This is a genomic window from Sporosarcina sp. FSL K6-5500, from assembly GCF_038005665.1.
Lineage (GTDB): Bacteria > Bacillota > Bacilli > Bacillales_A > Planococcaceae > Sporosarcina > Sporosarcina psychrophila.
In genome coordinates, this window is sequence record NZ_JBBOTP010000001.1 from 1,894,566 (window position 1) to 1,916,330 (window position 21,765).

Sequence of the window (21,765 nt, forward strand, 5' to 3'; positions counted from 1 at the left end):
GATGCTAATATGAAACCATACTTTTCAGATTTAGAAAACAAAACGGTTATTGTAACGGGCGGTAGTAAGGGTATTGGAAAAGAAATTGCCCGGACATTCGCTGAACTAAAAGCGAATGTCGTTATCGTAGGTCGAGATGAGAATGCACTACATAACACGCTAGTGGAATTACACCAATACAATACGAAATGTAAATCGATTCAAGCGGACTTAAAGGATATCAAGCAGGTTCGGGCGATGGTTGATGAGGTAGCGGCCCAATTTGGAACGGTAGATGTATTGGTGAACAATGCGGGGGTTAATATCGCTAAACCGGCGATAGAAGTGACGGAAGATGATTGGGATCAAGTGCTCGATACAAATTTAAAATCTACGTTCTTTTGCAGTCAGGAAGCCGCTACTTACATGATTCCGCAACGCAGTGGGAGGATCATCAATATCGTATCCCAAATGGCTTTTGTTGGTTATTATAATAGGGCGGCGTATTGTGCAAGTAAAGGTGGAGCGGTTCAACTGACAAAAGCGTTGGCAGTCGAATGGGCGCAAAGTGGAATAAATGTAAATGCCGTTGCTCCGACATTTATTGAAACAGAATTGACGACTAAAATGTTTGAAGATGAAGCATTTAAAAATGATGTAGAAAGTCGAATTCTCTTAGGCAAATTGGCACAACCGGGAGATATTTCAGGAGCGGTTCTTTACTTGGCATCGAACCTATCAAATTTTGTTACAGGTGAAACGATTAAAGTAGATGGTGGATGGACAGCAATCTAAAAGGTAAAGGTGGCAAAGAATATGATGCAAGATCAAGTGTTATTTATAACTGGAGCAGCAAGGGGAATTGGATTCGATATTGCAAAGGCGTTTTCTGATGCTGGTGCTAAAGTTGTTATCTCTGATTTAACGCAACAAGCCGTCGATGAAGCACTTTCCAAAATTGAAAAAAATGTCGAAGGAATTGTCTGTGATGTTACAAAAGAAGAGGACATCAAAAAGGCAATTGAATTTACGGTTGAGAAGTTTGGGCGGATTGATATTCTTGTCAACAATGCGGGGATGCAACATGTATCATTTATCGAAGATTTCCCTACTGAAAAGTTTGAACTGCTTGTGAAAATTATGTTGACGGCACCATTTATAGCCATCAAACATGCACTGCCTCATATGAAGAAACAACAGTTTGGAAGAATTATTAACATGGCTTCTATTAATGGCGTCATTGGATTTGCTGGAAAAGCTGCTTACAACTCCGCAAAACATGGGGTAATTGGTTTAACGAAAGTAGCTGCTCTCGAATCGGCTGCAGATGGAATTACTGTCAATGCGATTTGTCCTGGGTATGTCGATACACCATTAGTGAGGAACCAGTTTGCTGACCTTGCAAAAACAAGAAATATTGAAGTTGAACAAGTTTTAGAAGAAGTACTATACCCATTAGTTCCTCAAAAAAGATTGCTCGATGTGAAGGAGATAACGGATTTAGCTTTGTATATTGCAAGTGGTTCCGCGAAAGGTATGACTGGACAAGCGATTATTTTGGATGGCGGCTACACAGCTCAGTAAAACCAGTGTTATTTAAAGGACCAACTCGTAAGTCGATTTATAGACTGATGGGAGGGTCCTTTATTTTACCCCGCACGGATAATAAAGTAGCCTCCGATGAACCTGTCAATCTATGTCGAACGATTTAAAAGTCTAGTAGTTGAAATAATCAACATAGTCTGACAGAATAAGAGGACAAGCTTCTTTTTTATTTCAAGTCTATTGTAAGCGCATACATTAATTGTTTCTGGTAGAGGCGCATACGGAGGAAGTTTGCGACATATAGTGGCATTGTGTGAAAAATTCAACTCACAGGGAGGAATGGAAAAATGGTACAAGCGGTAGAAAATCAGATTTATGCTTTTCCGAATACGGAAGGTGCGAAAGTAAACTTTAAAGAACGCTACGATAACTTTATCGGTGGAAAATGGACAGCACCGGTTAAAGGGGAATACTTTGATAACGTGACGCCGGTAACGGGGAAAGTATTTACAGAAGTAGCACGCTCGACTGCAGAGGATGTTGAACTTGCGTTGGATGCGGCACATGCTGCAAAAGATGCTTGGGGCAAAACGTCTGTTACGGTACGTGCGAATACGTTACTGAAAATTGCTGATCGCATTGAACAAAACTTAGAAATGCTAGCTGTTGCTGAAACGTGGGATAACGGCAAAGCGGTTCGTGAAACATTGAATGCAGATCTGCCGCTTGCTATCGACCATTTCCGCTATTTTGCTAGTGCAATCCGTGCGCAAGAAGGTGGAGTTAGTCAGATTGACGACGATACTGTAGCGTACCATTTCCATGAGCCAATCGGTGTCGTTGGACAGATTATTCCGTGGAACTTCCCTATTCTGATGGCGGTATGGAAACTAGCGCCAGCACTTGCTGCAGGAAACTGTGTCGTGCTGAAGCCTGCTGAACAGACACCGGCATCGATTCTTGTACTTATAGAATTGATAGAAGATTTATTACCTCCGGGTGTTTTGAATGTCGTGAACGGTTTTGGTCTTGAAGCAGGTAAACCACTTGCATCGAGCTCACGTATCGGGAAAATTGCATTCACAGGTGAAACGACAACGGGGCGTCTGATTATGCAATACGCTTCACAAAACGCAATCCCTGTCACACTCGAATTAGGTGGTAAATCACCGAATATCTTCTTCGAAGACATTATGGACGAAGACGATTCGTTCTTGGACAAAGCAGTAGAAGGCTTCGTCATGTTTGCACTGAACCAGGGTGAAGTATGTACATGCCCATCGCGTGCATTGATTCAAGAATCCATTTACGATAAATTCATGGACCGCGCAATTGAGCGCGTAAAAGCGATTAAAACTGGAAATCCGCTTGACCCAACTGTCATGATGGGTGCGCAAGCGTCAACTGAACAGTTGGAGAAAATTCTTTCCTATCTAGATATCGGCAAACAGGAAGGTGCGGAATGCCTGATTGGCGGAGAGCAAAATCAGCTTGAAGGCGATTTGAAAGACGGCTACTACGTCAAGCCAACTGTCTTTAAAGGGAATAATAAAATGCGGATTTTCCAGGAAGAAATCTTTGGTCCTGTTGTTTCGGTTACAACGTTCAAAACAAAAGAAGAAGCGCTTGAAATTGCGAACGATACGCTATACGGCTTAGGTTCGGGTGTCTGGACGCGCGACATGAATACGGCATATCGTTTCGGTCGCGGCATCCAAGCGGGGCGGGTCTGGACGAACTGTTATCACATGTACCCAGCGCATGCTGCGTTCGGTGGTTACAAAGCGTCCGGTGTTGGACGTGAAAACCACTTAATGATGTTGAGCCACTACCAACAAACGAAAAACATGCTTGTTAGCTACAGCGAAAACAAACAAGGTTTCTTTTAATTTCATTCAGCGGGGGTTCAAACCCCGCTGAATTGTGGATCTCAGACTAAGAACGCCGCGTCCTGCGGCAACGTCTGAATGACCAACATCCTGTTGGCCCAAAGCCTCCGGCGGATGTCACAGATTTTGAAGGGAGTTAAGGAAGGCAGTCTAAGTTCGCGACTTCCTGTCGCAACGACTGCATGACCTACATCCTGTAGGCCTCAAGCTCAATTCAAAATCTGGACGCAATCACGCCGAGGCGTGATTGATTCGAAAAGGAGGGAGGTAGTGCGGATGACGGAACGCGTACTCGCAACTGACGCTGCACTGGAACTCATTGCGTTTTTGGTAGAGAAACACGGTCCACTCATGTTTCACCAGTCGGGCGGCTGCTGTGATGGCTCATCGCCAATGTGTTATCCGAATGGGGAACTGATTATAGGTGATCAGGATGTCCTACTTGGTACTATTGGTGAAACACCGTTTTATATGCACAAAAACCAATTCGAGTATTGGAGGCATACACAGCTAATCATTGACGTTGTCAACGGTCGCGGCGGCATGTTTTCACTCGAAGGTGTCGAAGGCAAACGCTTTTTGACCAGGTCACGTGCATTTACGGCTGAGGAAAACAAAGAGCTACAGGTGTAAGTGAATAACAAAAGGGCCCTCGATGAAAACTCGGAGGGCCCTTTTTGTCGTTGGTTAAATAAAGCGTTTCCGCTGTTCTGGCGATGGCAACATACACGCATCTTCTTTCTTGCCAAACCATTTATAGCGATTTTTAGCGACGTAGTTATATACGCCGTCACGGATTTTACGTGGTACGAGTATAAATAGGAAGAATAGATGCCATAATCCGTCCAGTTTTTTTGCGATACGGAGCGCTGCTGAAGACTTGGTGAACGCTTTACCGTTTTCAATCAAAACCAAGCTGTCAACGTCTTCCGGGATAGCATATTTTTTCGTGAGTTCCAGTCCTTTTTCGCTTTGTAATGAAGTAAATAGAAAATGATTGGCAGGATCTCGCTTTATAATGAACTGCACACTTGCATCACAAAAATTACAAACACCGTCAAATAAAATAATTCTTTTCATAAAATAACCTCCCGGCGTACTTATCTTCTATAGTATAGCCTGTTAGTGAATCGATAAAACGTGAAAGGTGTTACTATTTACATGTGGCAGAATATTTAGTATAATAGTAGTGAAAAGAAATGGAACATGCTATAAACGTTTGGATGTTTTCCACCGCATTTAGCCCCGGCAAAATGATGAGAGGATGATAGACTATGGAACGTTTACCTATTGAGTCGTCAGAAATGGAGCTTAGGACTAATAAGGATTTCATCGCCAAATTAAAAATGATTGGCGAAGGTGGTCCTATTTATGAGCAATATGAAATGCTTGAGAAAAGAAGAGAAAAGTCCGATTCCTTCGAGGATGAAAAAAAACTTCCGCGTGATTACCAATAACTAAACCTCACAGCGATGTGAGGTTTTTCTGTTTTTTTAATGCTCTATATAGGTTGAAATAAAGAGCTTCGATGAGGCGGAACGAAAAGGGCAAGTGCGAAGAATAATGATTATGAATGGTATTATGGCGAGTTATTCAGTCGCATTGCTGACATTTGTGTTATGGATGAATTTTAATATTGATTATGATAGATCTCTCGTCCATAAAGTAATACTGGCTTTTCTGATTGCCAGTTCCATCAGCCCACTCTTTCTAGTGACTCGAGTGTTTCTATACTACAGAAGAATGCGTAATGCAGGAGTTCAAGACTAAGCGCTATAATCTATATTGAATATAAGAATACATGTGGAAACTGGGTGAAGGCGCCTTAAAAGGGGCAGCCAACCGAACAACGAAGAGTTCGGTTTGTATAATTTTTGCGTACTTTGCATAAATTATACAGTTTATACCAAGAAGTAATTCTATTATTTCCTGTGTCCCTCGTGGGAGGCATCCCCGAGCGCCACAGCGGATTTGAATGGAATCTTTATTTCAACATCTGTAGTTAGTAAACTATCCAATATTCATTAAAGTTCATAGTGTCTATCGCCCGTTTGTCTTCCTTCTTTTCACATCTACTAGAAGGAGGAGGTGATAGTATGATGCAACAAGGTAATTGGCAGCAGCCAAATTGTCATCAAGGGAATATGATGGGTGGTAATCAAGTACGCCCGGTAGTATGTCCGACGCAGTATCGTTGTCACGATCAATTTGTACCGCGTGAAGTTCCTTATATCCATCCGATCGTCAATGTGAATCGGGTGCATAACGTTGAAATTCCACGTCACTATTTCACAGAAACAACACAGAATGTGATGGGGCAAACACTCCCTGCTCGACCAGGTTTCGGTCCAGGAATGGGCGGAATGGGTCCAGGTATGGGACCAGGAATGGGCGGATTCGGTCCACAAGTTGGCGGTATCGGTAATCGTCCTGGCTGTGGACATCGTCCCGGTTGTGGCTGTGGAAATCGCCGCGGCTGGTGATAGGTCAGATTTATGGTAGAATAAAGCTACCATAATGATATACAGTAGGTGAGTTTGTTGAGAGCTTTTAAATTTGTCATTCCAGTCATGCTGCTCGTTGGAGGGTTTGGCTGGATGAAATTGACGAAAGAATTCCAAGAAGTGCCCGGATTAACGCGCTTGGCTATTATAATTGGTGCGATGATTTTGAGCGGGATCATTTCTTACTTTTTATTTCCAAAAGACGAAGGCGAAAAATCCTAAAGAGAGACCGATAGCGAATTTGCTATCGGTCTTTTGTTTATTTGCTAATACGTCATTTGTGTTAACTTGCGTTAAATATTTGTTGACTCATAATGTGTTATCTATTACTCTGTTAAAGATAACATAAACTTTAGGGGTGTATCAGATCATGACAACAGCTACAGTAAAAACAAAAAGTAAAAGCGCAATGAGTCCGTTAACACTTGTCTACAGTGGAATGTTCGCAGCACTGATGATGATTGGCGCAAATATTACCGCATTTGTACCATTTCTAGTTGTGGGTGGTGTGCCGATTACATTGCAGACATTTTTTGCGATTCTTGCGGGACTTATTCTTGGTAGTCGCAGGGGTGCACTGGCAATGGCGGTCTATATGTTCATCGGGCTTGCAGGGGCGCCTGTATTTGCGAGATTCAGTGGTGGTTTTGGATCAATTATCAGTCCGACATTCGGATTTATCATATCTTACATTTTAGTAGCATTCATCGTGGGGAAAATCGTCGAAAAGAACGGGAAATTACATGGTTATATTATTGCTGCAATCGTTGGAATGGTTCTAAATTATGTAATCGGAACGAACTGGATGTATTATGCCTATAAGCTCTGGGCTGCGGCACCGGATGCCTTTACATACAAAGTAGCGTGGCTATGGATGGTACCGCCGTTGCCGAAAGATATTATCCTTGCCGTCCTTGCTGGAATCTTTGGACACCGTATGTATAAGGTATTGAAAGTGAGGCGCTAATATGACGAAGTATACTGGGTTAGCTGAACGTGTTCTAGAAGGACATGTCCTGAAGGATGAGGAAGCCCTATCGATATTGGGGAGTCCAGAAGAGGACTTGCTGCCGCTTTTGCACGCGGCTTATATAATCCGGAAACATTATTATGGGAATAAAGTGAAGCTTAATATGATAATGAATACGAAATCTGGCTTATGCCCGGAAAACTGCGGGTATTGTGCACAGTCGATTATTTCAAAAGCGCCAATCGAAAAATATGCCATGATGAAAAAAGAAGAAATTGTAGCAGGTGCAGCTAGAGCAGCCGAATTGAATGCAGGAACCTACTGTATTGTGGCTAGCGGGAGAGGTCCTGCAAACCGTGAACTCGAAATTGTTATTAATTCCGTGAAGGAAATCAAGTCGAAGTATGAGCATATGACCGTTTGTGCATGTCTTGGACTGTTAAAACCGGACCAAGCGTCCCGATTGAAAGATGCTGGCGTCGACCGTTACAATCACAACATCAATACGTCGGAAGCCCACCATGAAAGTATCACAACGTCTCATACATATGAGGACCGCGTAAACACGGTCGATCTTGTGAAGCAGTCGGGTATTTCACCGTGTTCTGGCGTTATCATTGGTATGCGTGAAACGAAACAAGACGTCGTTTCAATGGCACGCAGTTTGTATGCAATGGATGCAGATTCGATTCCGGTGAACTTTTTACATGCCGTGGATGGGACACCCCTTGGCGGGACAGACGAGTTAACACCGATCTATTGCTTGAAAGTACTATGCTTGTTCAGATTCATTAATCCCACAAAGGAAATCAGGATTTCCGGCGGGCGTGAAGTGAACTTACGCAGTCTTCAGCCGTTAGGGCTATACCCGGCAAACTCGATTTTTATTGGGGATTATTTGACGACAACCGGCCAGGAAAGTGAAAGAGACTATCAAACGCTGAAGGATATGGGATTCGAAATAGACTTAGAACCTTTAGCAAAACAGCCTGTTCCAGTGTGATTGAAAAATGGACATCCCATTTCGACGGGATGTCCATTTTTTCATGTGCGCCCTGCATGGGCGAATACTCGGTGGTGAAAGTCCACTACAGGCTTGGCAGTAGGAACTGTTAGCGAAAGACAAGGTGGCTATCGTGAGGTAGTGGCTGAAGGAAGTCGGACGCAAACTCCTGAACTGACGAACAGAAACTAGATAGAAGGCTGAATTAGGTCGGATAAGGTTGCATGACAAACCGAAGTCCAATACTGCCCGAAACCTATACAGTAAATCTAGCAGTTACATGGGAGGAAAGTATTCGCTCTTACCGGGGGAGGTCTTACGAGGGCACAGTGCAAGTTAAATGATAACGAACCAGTGCAATCTCTGTGGTGACATGAAGATGAATCGTAAGAAGTCAGCAGAGGTCATAGTAGTGTTCACTGACAGGACATGAAGGACTGAACAATAATAATTTTGAGGATACAAGGAGGTGTGGAAATTGCGAAAACCGCAGAAAATAGGGAAACCTAGCTACCGTCAGAGAGATAATGTGGAACATGAAGGGTATGACGGAGTGCATAGTAATTTCCATGGTGAACTGAACAATCAAAATGGTGTACATCTGTTTGAGAAAATCCTCTCAAGGAATAATCTCAATCAAGCTTACCTACAAGTTGTCAGAAATAAGGGAGCCGCAGGCTCAGATGGTATAACCTATGACCAGCTACTCCCATACTTGAAGGAGCACAGGGAAGAATTACTAGTGAAATTACATAACGGAACTTACCGCCCGCAACCCGTGTTGCGGGTTGAAATTCCTAAACCAGACGGTGGTGTAAGAAAACTAGGAATTCCAACTGTAATCGACCGGATGATTCAACAAGCAATCAATCAAGTCTTACAACCCATTTTTGACCCTACGTTCTCCGATAATAGCTTTGGGTTTCGTCCAAAGCGTAGTGCACATCAAGCTATCACCCTAGCGAAGTCGTACTACGAACAAGGATACAAATATGTTGTAGATATGGATATGAAAGCTTATTTTGACACAGTAAACCACGATAAACTTATGCACTATATTGAGGAAAAGGTTCAAGATAAGCGTGTTTTACGTCTTATCCGCCAATATCTCAAAAGCGGTATTATGGTAAACGGTTTATTTCAAGCATCCGAAGAAGGAACCCCGCAAGGGGGGAACTTATCGCCGCTATTAAGTAATATTTACTTGAATGAATTCGATAAACTCCTCACAACACGTGGGCACAAATTCGTCCGTTATGCGGATGACTGCAATATTTACGTCAAAAGTAGACGGGCAGGTTATCGAGTGATGGAGAGTTCAACCAACTTCCTTGAAGGCGAACTAAAATTAACCGTAAATCGTGAGAAAAGTGCGGTAGGAAGTCCACTGAAACGAAAGTTTCTAGGGTTCTGCCTATTGGCAACTAAAAACGGCGTCAAAATTCGACCACATCAAAAGGCGAAATCTACTGTGAAGCAAAAGTTGAAGAAAATAACAAAGCGGAACAGAGGGAGAAGCATTGAAGTTCTATTCAAGCAAATCAAGCAGCTAATGACGGGGTGGATAAACTACTACGGTATTGGTGAAATGAAAAGCTTTATGAATGAATTAAACGGTTGGTTGAAACGACGAATCAGGCAATACATTTGGAAACAGTGGAAAAACCCACGAACGAAATGTAAAAATCTAATTCAACTAGGTACCGAAGAGCGAAAAGCCTTTGAATGGTCAAATACCCGAAAGGGTTACTGGAGGATTTCTTCCAGTTATATCCTTCATAGGTCTTTAACAGATAGAAAACTGGCACAACTCGGATATATGGATATATCCGTGAAGTACCAGTTTGTACACTCAAATTATTGAACCGCCGTATACGGATCCGTATGTACGGTGGTGTGAGAGGGACGAACGAATCAAATTTCTGATTCGTTCACTCTACTCGATTCAGGTGTATCAAATGGTTGCAGAATATCTCTTTTGCCTTTTGTGTGAAAAATAAGTACTTTATCAGTAGGATCGTACTTTTTACCATAAAATATTTCATCTTTATAAGTGTGGATTTCATCGTACGTCTGTGTCATTGCATTGTAGATTTCTTCTTCACCTGAATCAGTTGGTGACCAGTATAAGATTTCAAGTACCGTATTTTCGCCTGTTGCAAGGGAGCGACGATTATAGCCGATGCGCTGTGCATGTGTGAAGTTTTCACGTGAGTAAAATTTAAGTCGTTTTGCAGTATCTGTATCTTCATAATCGACTGGCTCCACTTCAAGGAGAATCGGTTTATTCTTGGATTTTAACATTGTTAATAATTTGCTGCCAAGTCCCATGCCGCGTGATTGTGTTGAAACGAACAAGTAGTCGACGAATATAAACTTCTCGAACTCGACATACATGAGCACATGATGAGGTCCTTCATCCTTCTTATAAACACTTTTCTTGTCAGTTAGTAACGCATCCATATGTTCCTTTGACTTCATCTCTTCAACGGGGAAGTATTCATTTAGCTTCTCATACCAATTCAAAATGTGTTGCCTCCAATGGTTTATTTACCCCGGAGTTTTTTGTTTTGGATTGTGAGACCGAGGAAAAAAGAAGGGTAGTAAAAAATCCTCTATTCTACTGTATACCCATTATTTTAAATAAATAAACTTGCTCGGTTTTAATTAAGTAAATGAAACTATTTCCTAGATTATCCGTATACTTAGCTAACAACAAAAAATCTTACTCAGTGGAAAAGGGTGTATATATGTTTAATTTACTTATATTCTCAATTATTGTGGGCATCGTGTTCAGTCTAGTTATTGTCCCATTTATATTAAGTACTCAAGCGAAGCGTGGTGCGGATGAGGAAACTGTAAGAACTCCTTTTAATAGAGGAGCTGCGATTGTTACCGTAGCTATATTATCTGCTATAGCCGTATTCGTGTTTTACTATACGACAAACATGGACCGTAACTGGACGTCTCTGTGGATGGTGCTTTTAGTCGTTACATTGCTAGGTGCTTTGTCGGCAGGTGGCAAAGACCGCAAAGTGAAATTGGTCCTGTTCCTCGGTGCACTTGTTTTTGGTGCATATATACTTAGCGCGCCGCTCTTCAACGCCGACAAGAAATACAAAGCAGTTGAAATGGATCAGCAAGTGGAGATTTCAGCGTTCGATGAAACAAAAACGCCGGCAAGTGTTCCACCGAAGTTTGCGCGCAATAAGATGAAGAAAGCATTCGGGCAAGTTCCGAATACGAGTTACTATGAGCTCGGCAGTCTGCAAATTCAAAAAGTCGATGGCAAATTTGTCTACATTGCACCCGTGGAGTTTTCGGGCTTCTTTAAATGGTGGAGTGCTGATACAACGCCTGGCTACTTTACGATGAGTGCAACAGACTCGGCTGATAACCCGAAATTTGTGAAAGCAGAAATGACGTATACACCGTCGTCCTACTTCCACAAACAAGTGGAGCGTCATATACGGATGAAAATGCCGAACCTTATTTTTTACGGGGATGTTCAACTTGAAATTGACGACGATGGAAAACCGTATTATATCCGTTCTTATGGGGAATTTATTTCCGCGCGTAACGGCTTTGATGTAAAAGGGATTGTAATGGTCGATCCTGCTAATGGTGATGTGAAAAAGTATTCGCTTGCAGATATACCTGAATTCATCGACGGGGCTGTTTCACCTGAAGCGGTCAGTTTGCAAAATAGTTACTTCGGGAACTATATCCACGGTTTCTGGAATTCAGTCGTTGGGAAGAAAGATGTCAAGTTGCCATCTGATGAAGGAACAGAGGCGAATGTAAGCCCGATTTTTGACGAGAATGGTCATATGTATTACTTCACAGACTTTACAAGTCCAAAAGAAGGTGTCGACTCGATGCTTGGCTATGCGTTGACGGATGGTAAGACAGGAAAAGCAACGTATTATTCAGGTAATCTGGAAGAGTCCTATATGGATTCGCAAGGGGCACTGCAGATTATCGAGAAGAAATTCATCGAAAAGAAATGGTCCGGCGAAATGCCGGTCTTGTATAACTTCTACGGAGAAGCGAGTTGGTTAACGCCAGTGCTCGATTCAAATGGATTCCTGCAAAATTACTTCATTGTATCAGCAGCGAATCCGGAAATATCGGTTTACGGCAATACGCCGAACGAAGCATTGAAATTGTATAAGACAGCTCTTCAGCGCGGAGGTAGCAGTGTAGATGGTAGCTCGAGTGCGGAAGAGGCGAAAGCGGCCGTAACGGTCGTGCGTGTATTCAAAGAGCGCGTCGGTGATTTTACACTTGTTTCGTTTTTAGCGGATGATGGACGCAACTTCATCGTCTCTTCGGAAGCTGTGCCACTCTCGATCTATGTTCAACAAGGCGATAAGCTTGTTGTGACATATTTAGAGACGGGTGAACTATTCTTGCCTGTGAAAGAGTTGACGAATGTTAGCATGGAATAACGGAAATGGAGTGCAAGGCGAATTCGCCTTGCACTCCATTTTTAGTTGCTATATATGTTGAATTAAAGAATCCCATTGAATCTACTGTGGCGCTCAATAAGGAGAGAGTATTAATTCGGAGGCCACTGAAAAAGTCCTGTTTCCTTCAATCCCGTTGATTTCCGTTCCGAGCGGACGCTTTCCGCGGGCACGGCTTCAGCCTCCTCGTCACTGCGTTCCTGTGGGGTCTTCAGCTCGCGCTGTTCCCGCTGGAGTCGCCGCTCTTCACTACAATCAACTAGTTCTTACTATTAAAAAAGAACTTTTTCAGTGGCTTCTTAATTCGGGGTGTGGATTGTAGAACGCTTGGCGCTTTGGCGAGCCCGTTGCCGCGCCTGCACTAGGGTGTTTATTATCGAGAGAAATGTGGTTTTGAGATGTATATGCCGAGACTATAATGTGATTACTAGTTGATACTACTTATAGTCAAGAAAGACGTACTCCAACTTGCAGATTTCATCACAGATAATGAAATGCTCTTTCTCACATTGACCATCCAGCGAAGGCGCATCTTCGTGGTAGCCGGAGCGATAAGACTGAAAGGGATCTTCTTTCTGGCTTATCGCGGGAGGCATCCACAAAGCGTCGAAGCGGTATTGATAGGAGTCCAAGTATTAGACTTTTCAGCGGCCTCCAAAAAGCCCTTGTAAAGCGTATACATCGTATTCCTCTGTTCAACATATATAGAAAACTATAAAGTCTCGTACAGTGGATAACCTGCAAAAGGAGCTATTCCACGTCCGAACTCCTATGCTTCTGAACAGGCGCTTCCGCTTTTGTTTTTTCGTACGGTTAAAACGTATTGTCACATGCCGATACTTGTTAAGTCTGGTGCGTATCGATTGCGGAACATGCGGAATATCATGTACAATCAAGTCAAAGATAGTCAAAGTCAACGGCTTATCCCCCGTATGAAAGAGGTGAGGGTATGAGAAACATTTCCGACATTATTGAAGGATATTTGAAAGCAATAATCGAAGAGGGACAGTGTGGAACCATCGAAATTAAGCGCAATGAAGTCGCTGAAAAGTTCCAGTGCGTCCCGTCTCAAATCAATTATGTTATTAAGACCCGCTTCACGGCGGAGCGTGGTTATGCGGTTGAATCGAAGCGTGGAGGCGGTGGCTACATACGTATTTTCCGCGTTCAGGCGAATTCCCGTAAAGAATTGATAGAACATATTTTAGGCGGTATCCAATCGGGAGCCTCTTATACGATGGCTTTAGATGTTGTTTACAGACTAATTGAAGAAGAAGTCATAACGGAGCGCGAATCAAAGCTCATTCTTGCTGCGGTTGATAGAAGAACTATCCATCAGCCACTTCCAGACCGCGATATCATGCGTGCACGCATTTTACAAGCAATGCTCTTGACGCTTATTTACGAACAGCGTAACTAATCACCAATCCAACTGATATGAGGTGGCTTTCGATGATATGTGAAAATTGTAAAGAACGAACTGCGTCCATTACGATTACGCAAGAAAGTGTAGTCGGATCGCTGGAACGCCATTTATGTGAGAAATGCGCATTTCAATCACAAACATTCCATTTCGACCCCAATCAAGAGCCGTTGTCCATTCAGCAGTTCCTATCTCACTGGTTTAGCGGTTCTGATCCTTTCCAGGCACAACCGCAAACGCGGGGAGAGTCGTTTGAAGGACCCGAATGTCCCTCATGTGGTTTAACGTTTCCGAAGTTCCTTGATATTGGGAAGTTTGGCTGTGCCGACTGTTATGACACATTTCGTGGCAGCTTACCGCAAGTTTTTGGCAAGCTTCACAATGGCCATTCAACTCATACCGGGAAAGTACCGGTTTCATTTAATGAAATATATGCAGTTAAAAAGAAAATTGAAGAGATCCGAGTGAAGATGAAAGAAGCTGTAGAAGCTGAGCATTTTGAAGAAGCGGCAGCTTTGCGTGATGAAGCGAATACACTAAAGCAACACCTTTCCCTTGGAGGTGAAGAAAACGATGTCGATTGAAAAATTCATGCGTGATGCGGTAACCCCTTGGATGACTGCTTACGGAGAGCACTCGGACATCGTTATGTCGACGCGAATTCGACTTGCACGCAACTTGACAGGCTATCGTTTTCCTATCGCGTTCACTGAAGAAGAAGCGATGGCGGTAGACAGAGCGGTTACGGGTGTTTTGCTTGATACCATGCAAAGTGGCTATTCCTATACTAAGATGTCCGATCTACCTGCATTGGAACGCCAAGTACTTGTTGAAAAACATCTGATCAGTCCGCAACTCGCAATTCCTGACAGGCATGGCGCAGTTCTTCTATCAGAAGACGAGACCATAAGTGTCATGGTGAATGAGGAGGACCATATCCGCATTCAATGCATCTATCCTGGGTTACAGCTTGAGGATGCCTATAAACAGGCTGATCAGGTTGACGATTACCTTGAAAAAGAACTGCCGTATGCTTTTGATGAAGACTTTGGTTATTTGACAAGCTGTCCATCGAATACGGGAACCGGCATGCGCGCATCTGTGATGATGCATTTACCGGCACTTACAATGACGAAGCAGATTGATCGTATTATCCCGGCTATCTCACGGCTTGGAATCATCGTCCGAGGGAGTTATGGCGAAGGAAGTGAAGCACCTGGCAATGTCTATCAAGTGTCAAATCAGACGACGCTTGGTAAAACGGAGCAAGAGATTCTCGCAGATCTTGGAAACATTGCATCTCGGTTAATTGGGCATGAACGGAAATCGCGGGAATTGTTACTTTCAAAGTCGCGAATTGCGCTTGAGAACAGGCTATTCCGTTCATTGGGTACAATTAGTTATGCGCGACTATTACCGTCAGGCGAGGCAGCACGATGCCTTTCGGACGTCAGACTCGGTATCGATCTTGGCATCATCCAGGACGTTGACATGTCGATTTTGAACGAACTGATGATATTCATGCAGGCAGGTTTCCTACAACAATATGCAAGCACGGAGTTATCACAAGAAGAACGGGATATATTCAGAGCGAAACTGTTTCGAGAACGACTCAATGTAGAGAAATCCTCTCCTCCGACTGAGATTAATACGGAAGAATGAGCAGGTATTTTGCACATTGTCTTTTGTTTAGGTATAGTTAGGTCAAAGATAGTCAAAGTCAATTTTCCCAATAAAGGAGTTCCTGCGTGTTCGGTTGAATACGTATAAAAGGGTGGCTGTTTTCTTACCTCTTTCTAGAGAGGAAAGAAAACATAAGCTATACTGCATGGATTGGTGTCTAGACGCCAGCCCCTAGGCCAATATGCCGTGGGAGGGATTGTGAAATGCATTATTCCTCCTACCTGTCGAGGCTGAACGGTGCCTTGCGCTTTTCTAGAAAAGGAATTCATTTGAGTAATGTATGGTTTTTTGGGGAATTGATTGTATATATATAGTATAGAAGGAGAGGACTGAATATGATGTTTAATCGATTTACACAGCGTGCACAGAAAGTATTGCAACTTGCCCAAGAAGAGGCAATCCGCATGAAACACGAGTCCATTGGAACAGAACATATTTTACTTGGACTTATTCGTGAAGGCGGAGGTATTGCTGCAAAAGCGCTTGAAGCGATAGGTGTCAACTTTGAAACAATCGTACAAGGTGTAGAAAAACTTGTAGGTGCTGGAACAAAGGATGTCGGTCCAATCGTTCATTACACACCTAGAGCAAAAAAAGTTATTGAATTATCCGTGGATGAGTCACGTAAGCTGGGTCATTCTTATATCGGAACAGAGCACATCTTGCTAGCACTTATCCGTGAAGGTGAAGGGGTTGCAGCGCGTGTCTTGAATAACGCTGGCGTTAGTCTCAACAAAGCGCGTCAACAAGTACTTCAGTTACTGGGAAGTAATGATAGCTCGGCTACAGGTCAAGGCGTTTCGAATTCTGCTGCAACGCCGACATTGGATAGCTTGGCACGTGATTTAACGGAAGTGGCACGTGAAGGCTTGCTCGATCCGGTTATCGGACGTAGCAAGGAAATTACACGTGTTATTGAAGTATTAGCACGCCGAACGAAAAACAACCCAGTACTTATCGGAGAACCAGGTGTTGGTAAGACTGCAATTGCTGAAGGACTCGCACAGCAAGTCATTAATAACGAAGTGCCGGAAATTCTCCGTGACAAACGTGTTATGACACTCGATATGGGAACAGTCGTCGCGGGTACGAAATACCGTGGTGAATTCGAAGATCGCATGAAAAAAGTAATGGAAGAGATTCGCCAAGCGGGCAATATCATCCTATTCATCGACGAACTGCATACGCTGATTGGGGCAGGAGGAGCTGAAGGTGCAATCGACGCATCTAATATCCTGAAGCCTTCGCTGGCACGCGGTGAATTGCAATGTATCGGTGCAACGACGCTTGACGAATACCGTAAATATATTGAAAAAGACGCTGCGCTTGAACGACGCTTCCAACCGATCCAAGTCGACGAGCCAACTGTCGATGAAACAATCCAAATTCTCCATGGCTTGCGTGACCGTTACGAAGCGCATCACCGTGTGAAAATTACAGATGAATCAATCGAAGCGGCTGCTAAAATGTCGGATCGTTATATTTCTGACAGATTCCTTCCGGATAAAGCGATTGACTTAATCGACGAAGCGGGTTCAAAAGTACGCCTTCGTTCATACACGACACCGCCTAACTTGAAAGAGCTGGAATTGAAATTAGAAGCAATTCGTTCTGAAAAGAATGCAGCTGTCCAAAGCCAAGAATTCGAAAAAGCGGCATCGTTCCGCGACAAAGAACAAAAGATGAAAGAAGAACTTGAAACAACGAAAACAGATTGGAAAGAAAAGCAGGGTCAAAAAGAATCCGAAGTGACAGTTGAAGATATCGCAGAAGTTGTAGCGATGTGGACTGGAATACCGGTATCTAAAATAGCTGAAACGGAATCTGCAAAACTGCTCAACATGGAAGAAATGCTACACGAACGTGTCATTGGCCAAAGTGAGGCAGTAACTGCTATTTCCCGGGCAATACGACGTGCACGTGCAGGTTTGAAAGATCCGAAACGTCCGATTGGTTCGTTCATTTTCCTTGGACCAACAGGTATCGGGAAAACGGAATTGGCAAGAGCGCTTGCGGAAGTCATGTTTGGCGATGAAGATGCAATGATTCGTGTTGACATGTCCGAGTACATGGAGAAACATTCGACATCGCGTCTAGTCGGTTCACCACCAGGGTATGTCGGCTATGAAGAAGGCGGACAGTTAACAGAAAAAGTTCGTCGCAAACCTTATTCGGTAGTCTTGTTAGATGAAATCGAGAAAGCTCATCCGGATGTCTTTAACATTCTCCTTCAAGTACTGGAAGATGGCAGATTGACGGATTCAAAAGGACGCTTAGTAGATTTCCGAAACACAGTTCTTATCATGACTTCCAATGTAGGAGCACAAGAATTGCGGAAAAATCGTTATGTCGGATTTAATCTGGGAGATGCGGGACGCGATTACGAAGGCATGAAATCAGCGATGCTTGAAGAGTTGAAGAAAGCGTTCCGTCCCGAGTTCTTAAACCGTGTGGATGAAATGATTGTCTTCCATGCACTTGAAAAAGAACATTTGCGTAAAATCGTCTCGCTTATGTCGAATGAATTGACGAAACGTCTAGGCGAACAAGAGATTGAACTAGAGTTGACAGATGAAGCGAAAACCAAAATCGTTGATGTTGGTTATGATCCGGAATATGGTGCTCGGCCACTACGCCGCGCTATCCAGAAACACATTGAAGACCGTTTGTCTGAAGAACTTCTAAAAGGAACAGTACTGGTAGGTAGTAAAGTACTTGTCGATGTGGTTGATGGAGAGTTTGTCGTCAAGACAGGAATCGACGCTGAACAACCGAAAGTTGCGAAAAAAGAAGAAGTACTCGAAAAATAAAGTGTGAACTGGATAGTCCATCCCACCGACAGTTCTTTTCGGTAGGAATGGGCTGTCCTTTTCGTGTTCGGAGGATTCCATGGCAAAAAGAAAATCGAAGTTTATGTGTAAATCATGTGGTTATGAATCGGCGAAGTGGATGGGGCGGTGCCCAGGTTGCGGAGAATGGAATACGATGGAAGAGGAAGTTGAAGTAGCCGTTCAAAAAGGGCCACGTGGTGCATTTCAGCATACAGAGGGCGTCCGTCAAAAGGCGCTGCCTATCAGCTCAATCGAGATGATAGAAGAACCAAGAATTGGCACAGACTTGGAGGAGTTCAACCGCGTTTTGGGTGGCGGAATTGTCCCCGGCTCACTTATTTTAATCGGTGGAGATCCGGGTATAGGAAAGTCGACACTCCTTCTTCAAGTATCTTCACTGTTGGCGAACAAAGGGCAACGTGTTCTTTATATTTCAGGTGAGGAATCAATTCGACAGACAAAACTACGTGCAGAACGACTTGGCGTAAAATCAGATGAACTTTATATTTATGCAGAAACTGATTTGGGATTAATTCACGAAACGATAGCGGATGTGAAACCGACGTTTGTCGTTGTCGACTCCATCCAGACCGTACATCATCCCGAAGTAGCATCAGCACCAGGAAGTGTATCTCAAGTGCGTGAATGTACAGCTCAGCTGATGCGCATTGCTAAAACGCAAAATATTGCTATTTTCCTTGTTGGCCACGTAACGAAAGACGGGCAGATTGCAGGACCGCGGTTACTTGAGCATATGGTGGATACAGTTCTTTATTTTGAAGGGGAGCGGCATCATACTTACCGAATTTTACGCAGTGTGAAAAACCGTTTTGGCTCTACGAATGAAATTGCGATATTTGAAATGTTGCAGTCCGGTTTGAAAGAAGTACTGAATCCGTCCGAGCTATTCCTTCGAGAAAGATCCCAGGGGGGAGCGGGTTCAACGGTTGTTGCATCTATGGAAGGAACCCGGCCGATTCTCGTTGAAATTCAAGCACTTGTCACACCATCTAGTTTTAACTATCCAAAACGTATGGCTACTGGGCTCGATCAAAACCGAGTGTCATTGTTAATGGCTGTACTTGAGAAACGTATGGGGATGCTGTTGCAGGCTCAGGATGCCTATATTAAAGTGGCGGGCGGCGTGAAGTTGGATGAACCGGCAATCGACTTGGCTGTGCTAATGAGCATCGTTTCCAGTTATCGTGACTTGGCGGCTGGTTTGTCTGACTGCTTTATCGGTGAAGTCGGGCTGACGGGTGAAGTACGACGAGTATCGAGAATTGAACAACGTGTGACCGAAGCCGCAAAACTCGGGTTCGAGCGTGCGATTATTCCCGCTTCAAATATTGGCGGTTGGGAATATCCGAAAGGCATTCGCGTAATAGGCGTAGAAACAGTCAGTGATGCACTGAAAATTGCTTTTAAAGATTGAGTAGAAGACGGGGCTGCAATTGTGGCAGTCCTGTCACTTTTATACTGTAAAGATGCAGTAAATGAGAAACTTTCACATGTTGGAGGGAGTCCTAACAGAATAGAAGGAAATATCACACTTACCTGACCTTATAAAGGCGGTTTGAAGCGGAAACATGTATAATTAAAAAATAAAGGAGGTGGTTCATATGTTGAAAAAGGTAGTTCAAGTTTCATTTTTGCTTATCGGTGGAACACTGGGTGTATTATTTTTACCGCATTTATTTAAATTATTTTCTTTTACTACGAGCCCATGGATTAATAATCCATACGTGTCTGCAATCCTAGGAGCAATATTGCTCTTTTTAATCAGCCTTTTCCTAACAGAACCAATTGTTAATTTCATTAAGTGGATGGAAGAAAGGTTATTGAAAGCACCGGTTTTTGATCTGATATTCGGTACAATCGGTCTTGTTGTCGGTTTGAGTGTCGCGTTCCTAGTCAGTTTTGGAGTGAGCAGTATCCAGATACCGATTATAACGTCTGTCCTTCCAATCCTGTTGTCGATTATTCTTGGCTATTTAGGTTTTCAAGTCGGGTTTAAGAAACGGGAGGAAATAATTCACACGGTGCAATCTACAAAAAGCGGTGGACTCAAAAAGAAAGAAGTGGAGGATACATCTACTCAGACTAAAGGTAAGCTTTACAAGATATTGGACACAAGTGTTATTATAGATGGTCGGATTGCTGATATTTCGGCAACCGGTTTTCTTGAAGGAGTGCTTGTTGTACCGCAGTTTGTGTTGACTGAATTACAACATATTGCGGATTCCTCAGACACGTTGAAACGGACGAAAGGCAGACGCGGGCTGGACGTTCTGAAGCGTATGCAAACTGATGATGGTCCGAATATCTTAATCACAGATGAAGATTTTGCTGGCGTTCCTGAAGTCGATATGAAGCTCGTCCATCTAGCGAAAAAGATGGGTGGACTCGTTGTGACAAATGATTTTAATTTGAATAAAGTAGCGGATTTACACGGTGTCTCCGTGCTAAACATCAATGACCTTGCAAATGCGGTGAAGCCGGTTGTTATTCCTGGTGAGGATATGCATGTTGTTATTGTTAAAGACGGTAAAGAACATAACCAAGGCGTCGCTTATTTGGATGATGGCACAATGATTGTTGTTGAAGATGGGAAATTCCACGTTGGCAATGCAATCGACGTTGTCGTAACAAGTGTATTGCAGACATCGGCAGGACGAATGATATTTGCGAAACTTAAAAACGGTAAGATTTCAAAGGTGAATTAAGTAGTTTTTAATCATGAAAAGAAAAGGAAGAGAAGTCTTGAACTATACAGTTATGATGCCAGCAGCTGGGAGCGGTCAGCGAATGGGCGCCGGCTACAATAAACTTTTTTTGAAATTAGATGACAAACCGATTCTTATCCATACACTTGAAGTATTCGAGGAGGATCCAGCGTGTGACGGGGTCATCCTTGCGGTAAAACCGGACGAACGTATGCAAATCGAGTCAATGCTTGAACAGTTTGCGATTACAAAAGTGGTAGCAATGGTCGACGGTGGCGGGGAGCGACAAGATAGCGTGGCTGCATGTATGAAAGCGCATGGCAAGGGCGGCATTGTCCTTGTCCATGATGCTGCAAGGCCGTTCATTCGTCGAACAGTCATTACTGAGCTTGTAAAAGTGGCTGACGAGCACGGTGCAGCAATTGTAGGTGTGCGGGCAAAAGATACGATGAAATATGCAGAGGGTGGCATTGTCGAGGAGACGGTGGATCGTGGGAGGTTATGGATCATCCAGACGCCCCAGGCATTTCGCTATGCATTGCTGAAAGAAGCATCTGACGAAGCGCAGGCGAAAGGATTTCTCGGTACGGATGAATCGATGTTGGTCGAACGTTTTGGAGAATCCGTACGAATCGTTGAAGGTACGTATGACAATGTGAAGATGACCACTCAGGAAGATCTCCTGTTCGGAGAGGTTTTATTGAGAAGAAAGAAAGTATAAGTTTTTAACCTGAACTAGTGTC

The 21,765-nt window shown here is 43.5% G+C and carries 20 protein-coding genes; 18 read left to right on the top strand and 2 right to left on the bottom strand.

Going from position 1 to position 21,765, the window contains the following annotated elements:
* The first annotated feature begins 9 nt into the window (after nt 1–9).
* The 4 genes from MKX62_RS08750 to MKX62_RS08765 all read left to right on the top strand — a co-directional run bounded on the left by MKX62_RS08750 (nt 10) and on the right by MKX62_RS08765 (nt 4,046).
* Nucleotides 10–774 (top strand): SDR family NAD(P)-dependent oxidoreductase, encoded by a 765-nt coding sequence (locus tag MKX62_RS08750; RefSeq protein WP_340741259.1) that lies wholly within the window; start codon nt 10–12, stop codon nt 772–774.
* A 21-nt stretch (nt 775–795) separates the two neighbouring features.
* Nucleotides 796–1,563 (top strand): 3-hydroxybutyrate dehydrogenase, encoded by a 768-nt coding sequence (locus MKX62_RS08755; protein ID WP_340741260.1) that lies wholly within the window; start codon nt 796–798, stop codon nt 1,561–1,563.
* Nucleotides 1,564–1,871: 308 nt separating this feature from the next.
* Entirely contained in the window at nt 1,872–3,413 is a 1,542-nt protein-coding gene (gene adh, locus MKX62_RS08760) for an aldehyde dehydrogenase (protein WP_340741261.1), read from the top strand.
* Nucleotides 3,414–3,689: 276 nt separating this feature from the next.
* Nucleotides 3,690–4,046, top strand: a complete 357-nt coding sequence (locus MKX62_RS08765; RefSeq protein ID WP_340741262.1) for a DUF779 domain-containing protein — start codon at nt 3,690–3,692, stop codon at nt 4,044–4,046.
* A gap of 54 nt (nt 4,047–4,100) precedes the next feature.
* On the opposite strand, the gene MKX62_RS08770 is transcribed toward MKX62_RS08765, so the two are convergent.
* A complete protein-coding gene (locus MKX62_RS08770; protein ID WP_187046448.1) occupies nt 4,101–4,493 on the bottom strand; it encodes a thiol-disulfide oxidoreductase DCC family protein in 393 nt (130 codons plus the stop codon).
* A 194-nt stretch (nt 4,494–4,687) separates the two neighbouring features.
* On the opposite strand from MKX62_RS08770, the gene MKX62_RS08775 reads away from it, so the two are divergent.
* From MKX62_RS08775 to ltrA, 6 genes are all read left to right on the top strand, one after another.
* On the top strand, nt 4,688–4,870 hold the full coding sequence (locus tag MKX62_RS08775) for a hypothetical protein (protein ID WP_340741263.1): 183 nt from the start codon (nt 4,688–4,690) through the stop codon (nt 4,868–4,870).
* Between the two features lie 639 nt (nt 4,871–5,509).
* Entirely contained in the window at nt 5,510–5,896 is a 387-nt protein-coding gene (locus tag MKX62_RS08780) for a hypothetical protein (RefSeq protein ID WP_067204654.1), read from the top strand.
* A gap of 57 nt (nt 5,897–5,953) precedes the next feature.
* Nucleotides 5,954–6,139 (top strand): histidine kinase, encoded by a 186-nt coding sequence (locus MKX62_RS08785; protein WP_156475936.1) that lies wholly within the window; start codon nt 5,954–5,956, stop codon nt 6,137–6,139.
* A 148-nt stretch (nt 6,140–6,287) separates the two neighbouring features.
* Complete coding sequence (locus MKX62_RS08790) at nt 6,288–6,884, top strand: biotin transporter BioY (RefSeq protein WP_067204657.1); 597 nt, start codon at nt 6,288–6,290, stop codon at nt 6,882–6,884.
* 1 nt (nt 6,885) lies between these two features.
* Nucleotides 6,886–7,890, top strand: coding sequence for a biotin synthase BioB (gene bioB, locus MKX62_RS08795; protein ID WP_340741264.1), 1,005 nt, complete (start codon nt 6,886–6,888; stop codon nt 7,888–7,890).
* 478 nt (nt 7,891–8,368) lie between these two features.
* Nucleotides 8,369–9,754, top strand: coding sequence for a group II intron reverse transcriptase/maturase (ltrA, locus tag MKX62_RS08800; RefSeq protein ID WP_338652480.1), 1,386 nt, complete (start codon nt 8,369–8,371; stop codon nt 9,752–9,754).
* Between the two features lie 50 nt (nt 9,755–9,804).
* Here ltrA and MKX62_RS08805 read toward each other — a convergent pair whose 3' ends face one another.
* Nucleotides 9,805–10,416 carry a GNAT family N-acetyltransferase gene (locus tag MKX62_RS08805; protein ID WP_340741265.1) on the bottom strand — a complete coding sequence of 204 codons (612 nt, stop codon included), beginning with the start codon at nt 10,414–10,416 and terminating at the stop codon, nt 9,805–9,807.
* A gap of 224 nt (nt 10,417–10,640) precedes the next feature.
* On the opposite strand from MKX62_RS08805, the gene MKX62_RS08810 reads away from it, so the two are divergent.
* From MKX62_RS08810 to ispD, 8 genes are all read left to right on the top strand, one after another.
* Nucleotides 10,641–12,341: a hypothetical protein gene (locus MKX62_RS08810; RefSeq protein WP_340741266.1), complete on the top strand. Its 1,701-nt coding sequence runs from the start codon at nt 10,641–10,643 to the stop codon at nt 12,339–12,341.
* A gap of 967 nt (nt 12,342–13,308) precedes the next feature.
* Nucleotides 13,309–13,779, top strand: coding sequence for a CtsR family transcriptional regulator (locus tag MKX62_RS08815; protein WP_067204668.1), 471 nt, complete (start codon nt 13,309–13,311; stop codon nt 13,777–13,779).
* 32 nt (nt 13,780–13,811) lie between these two features.
* Nucleotides 13,812–14,366 (top strand): UvrB/UvrC motif-containing protein, encoded by a 555-nt coding sequence (locus MKX62_RS08820; protein ID WP_067204672.1) that lies wholly within the window; start codon nt 13,812–13,814, stop codon nt 14,364–14,366.
* On the top strand, nt 14,356–15,444 hold the full coding sequence (locus tag MKX62_RS08825) for a protein arginine kinase (protein ID WP_067204675.1): 1,089 nt from the start codon (nt 14,356–14,358) through the stop codon (nt 15,442–15,444). Before MKX62_RS08820 ends, MKX62_RS08825 begins: the two co-directional genes overlap by 11 nt.
* A gap of 356 nt (nt 15,445–15,800) precedes the next feature.
* Complete coding sequence (locus MKX62_RS08830) at nt 15,801–18,275, top strand: ATP-dependent Clp protease ATP-binding subunit (protein WP_067204678.1); 2,475 nt, start codon at nt 15,801–15,803, stop codon at nt 18,273–18,275.
* A 79-nt stretch (nt 18,276–18,354) separates the two neighbouring features.
* Nucleotides 18,355–19,731: a DNA repair protein RadA gene (gene radA / locus MKX62_RS08835; protein WP_067204680.1), complete on the top strand. Its 1,377-nt coding sequence runs from the start codon at nt 18,355–18,357 to the stop codon at nt 19,729–19,731.
* A gap of 187 nt (nt 19,732–19,918) precedes the next feature.
* On the top strand, nt 19,919–21,022 hold the full coding sequence (locus MKX62_RS08840) for a PIN/TRAM domain-containing protein (protein ID WP_067204683.1): 1,104 nt from the start codon (nt 19,919–19,921) through the stop codon (nt 21,020–21,022).
* Between the two features lie 37 nt (nt 21,023–21,059).
* A complete protein-coding gene (gene ispD, locus MKX62_RS08845; RefSeq protein ID WP_340742567.1) occupies nt 21,060–21,743 on the top strand; it encodes a 2-C-methyl-D-erythritol 4-phosphate cytidylyltransferase in 684 nt (227 codons plus the stop codon).
* Nucleotides 21,744–21,765 lie beyond the last annotated feature (22 nt).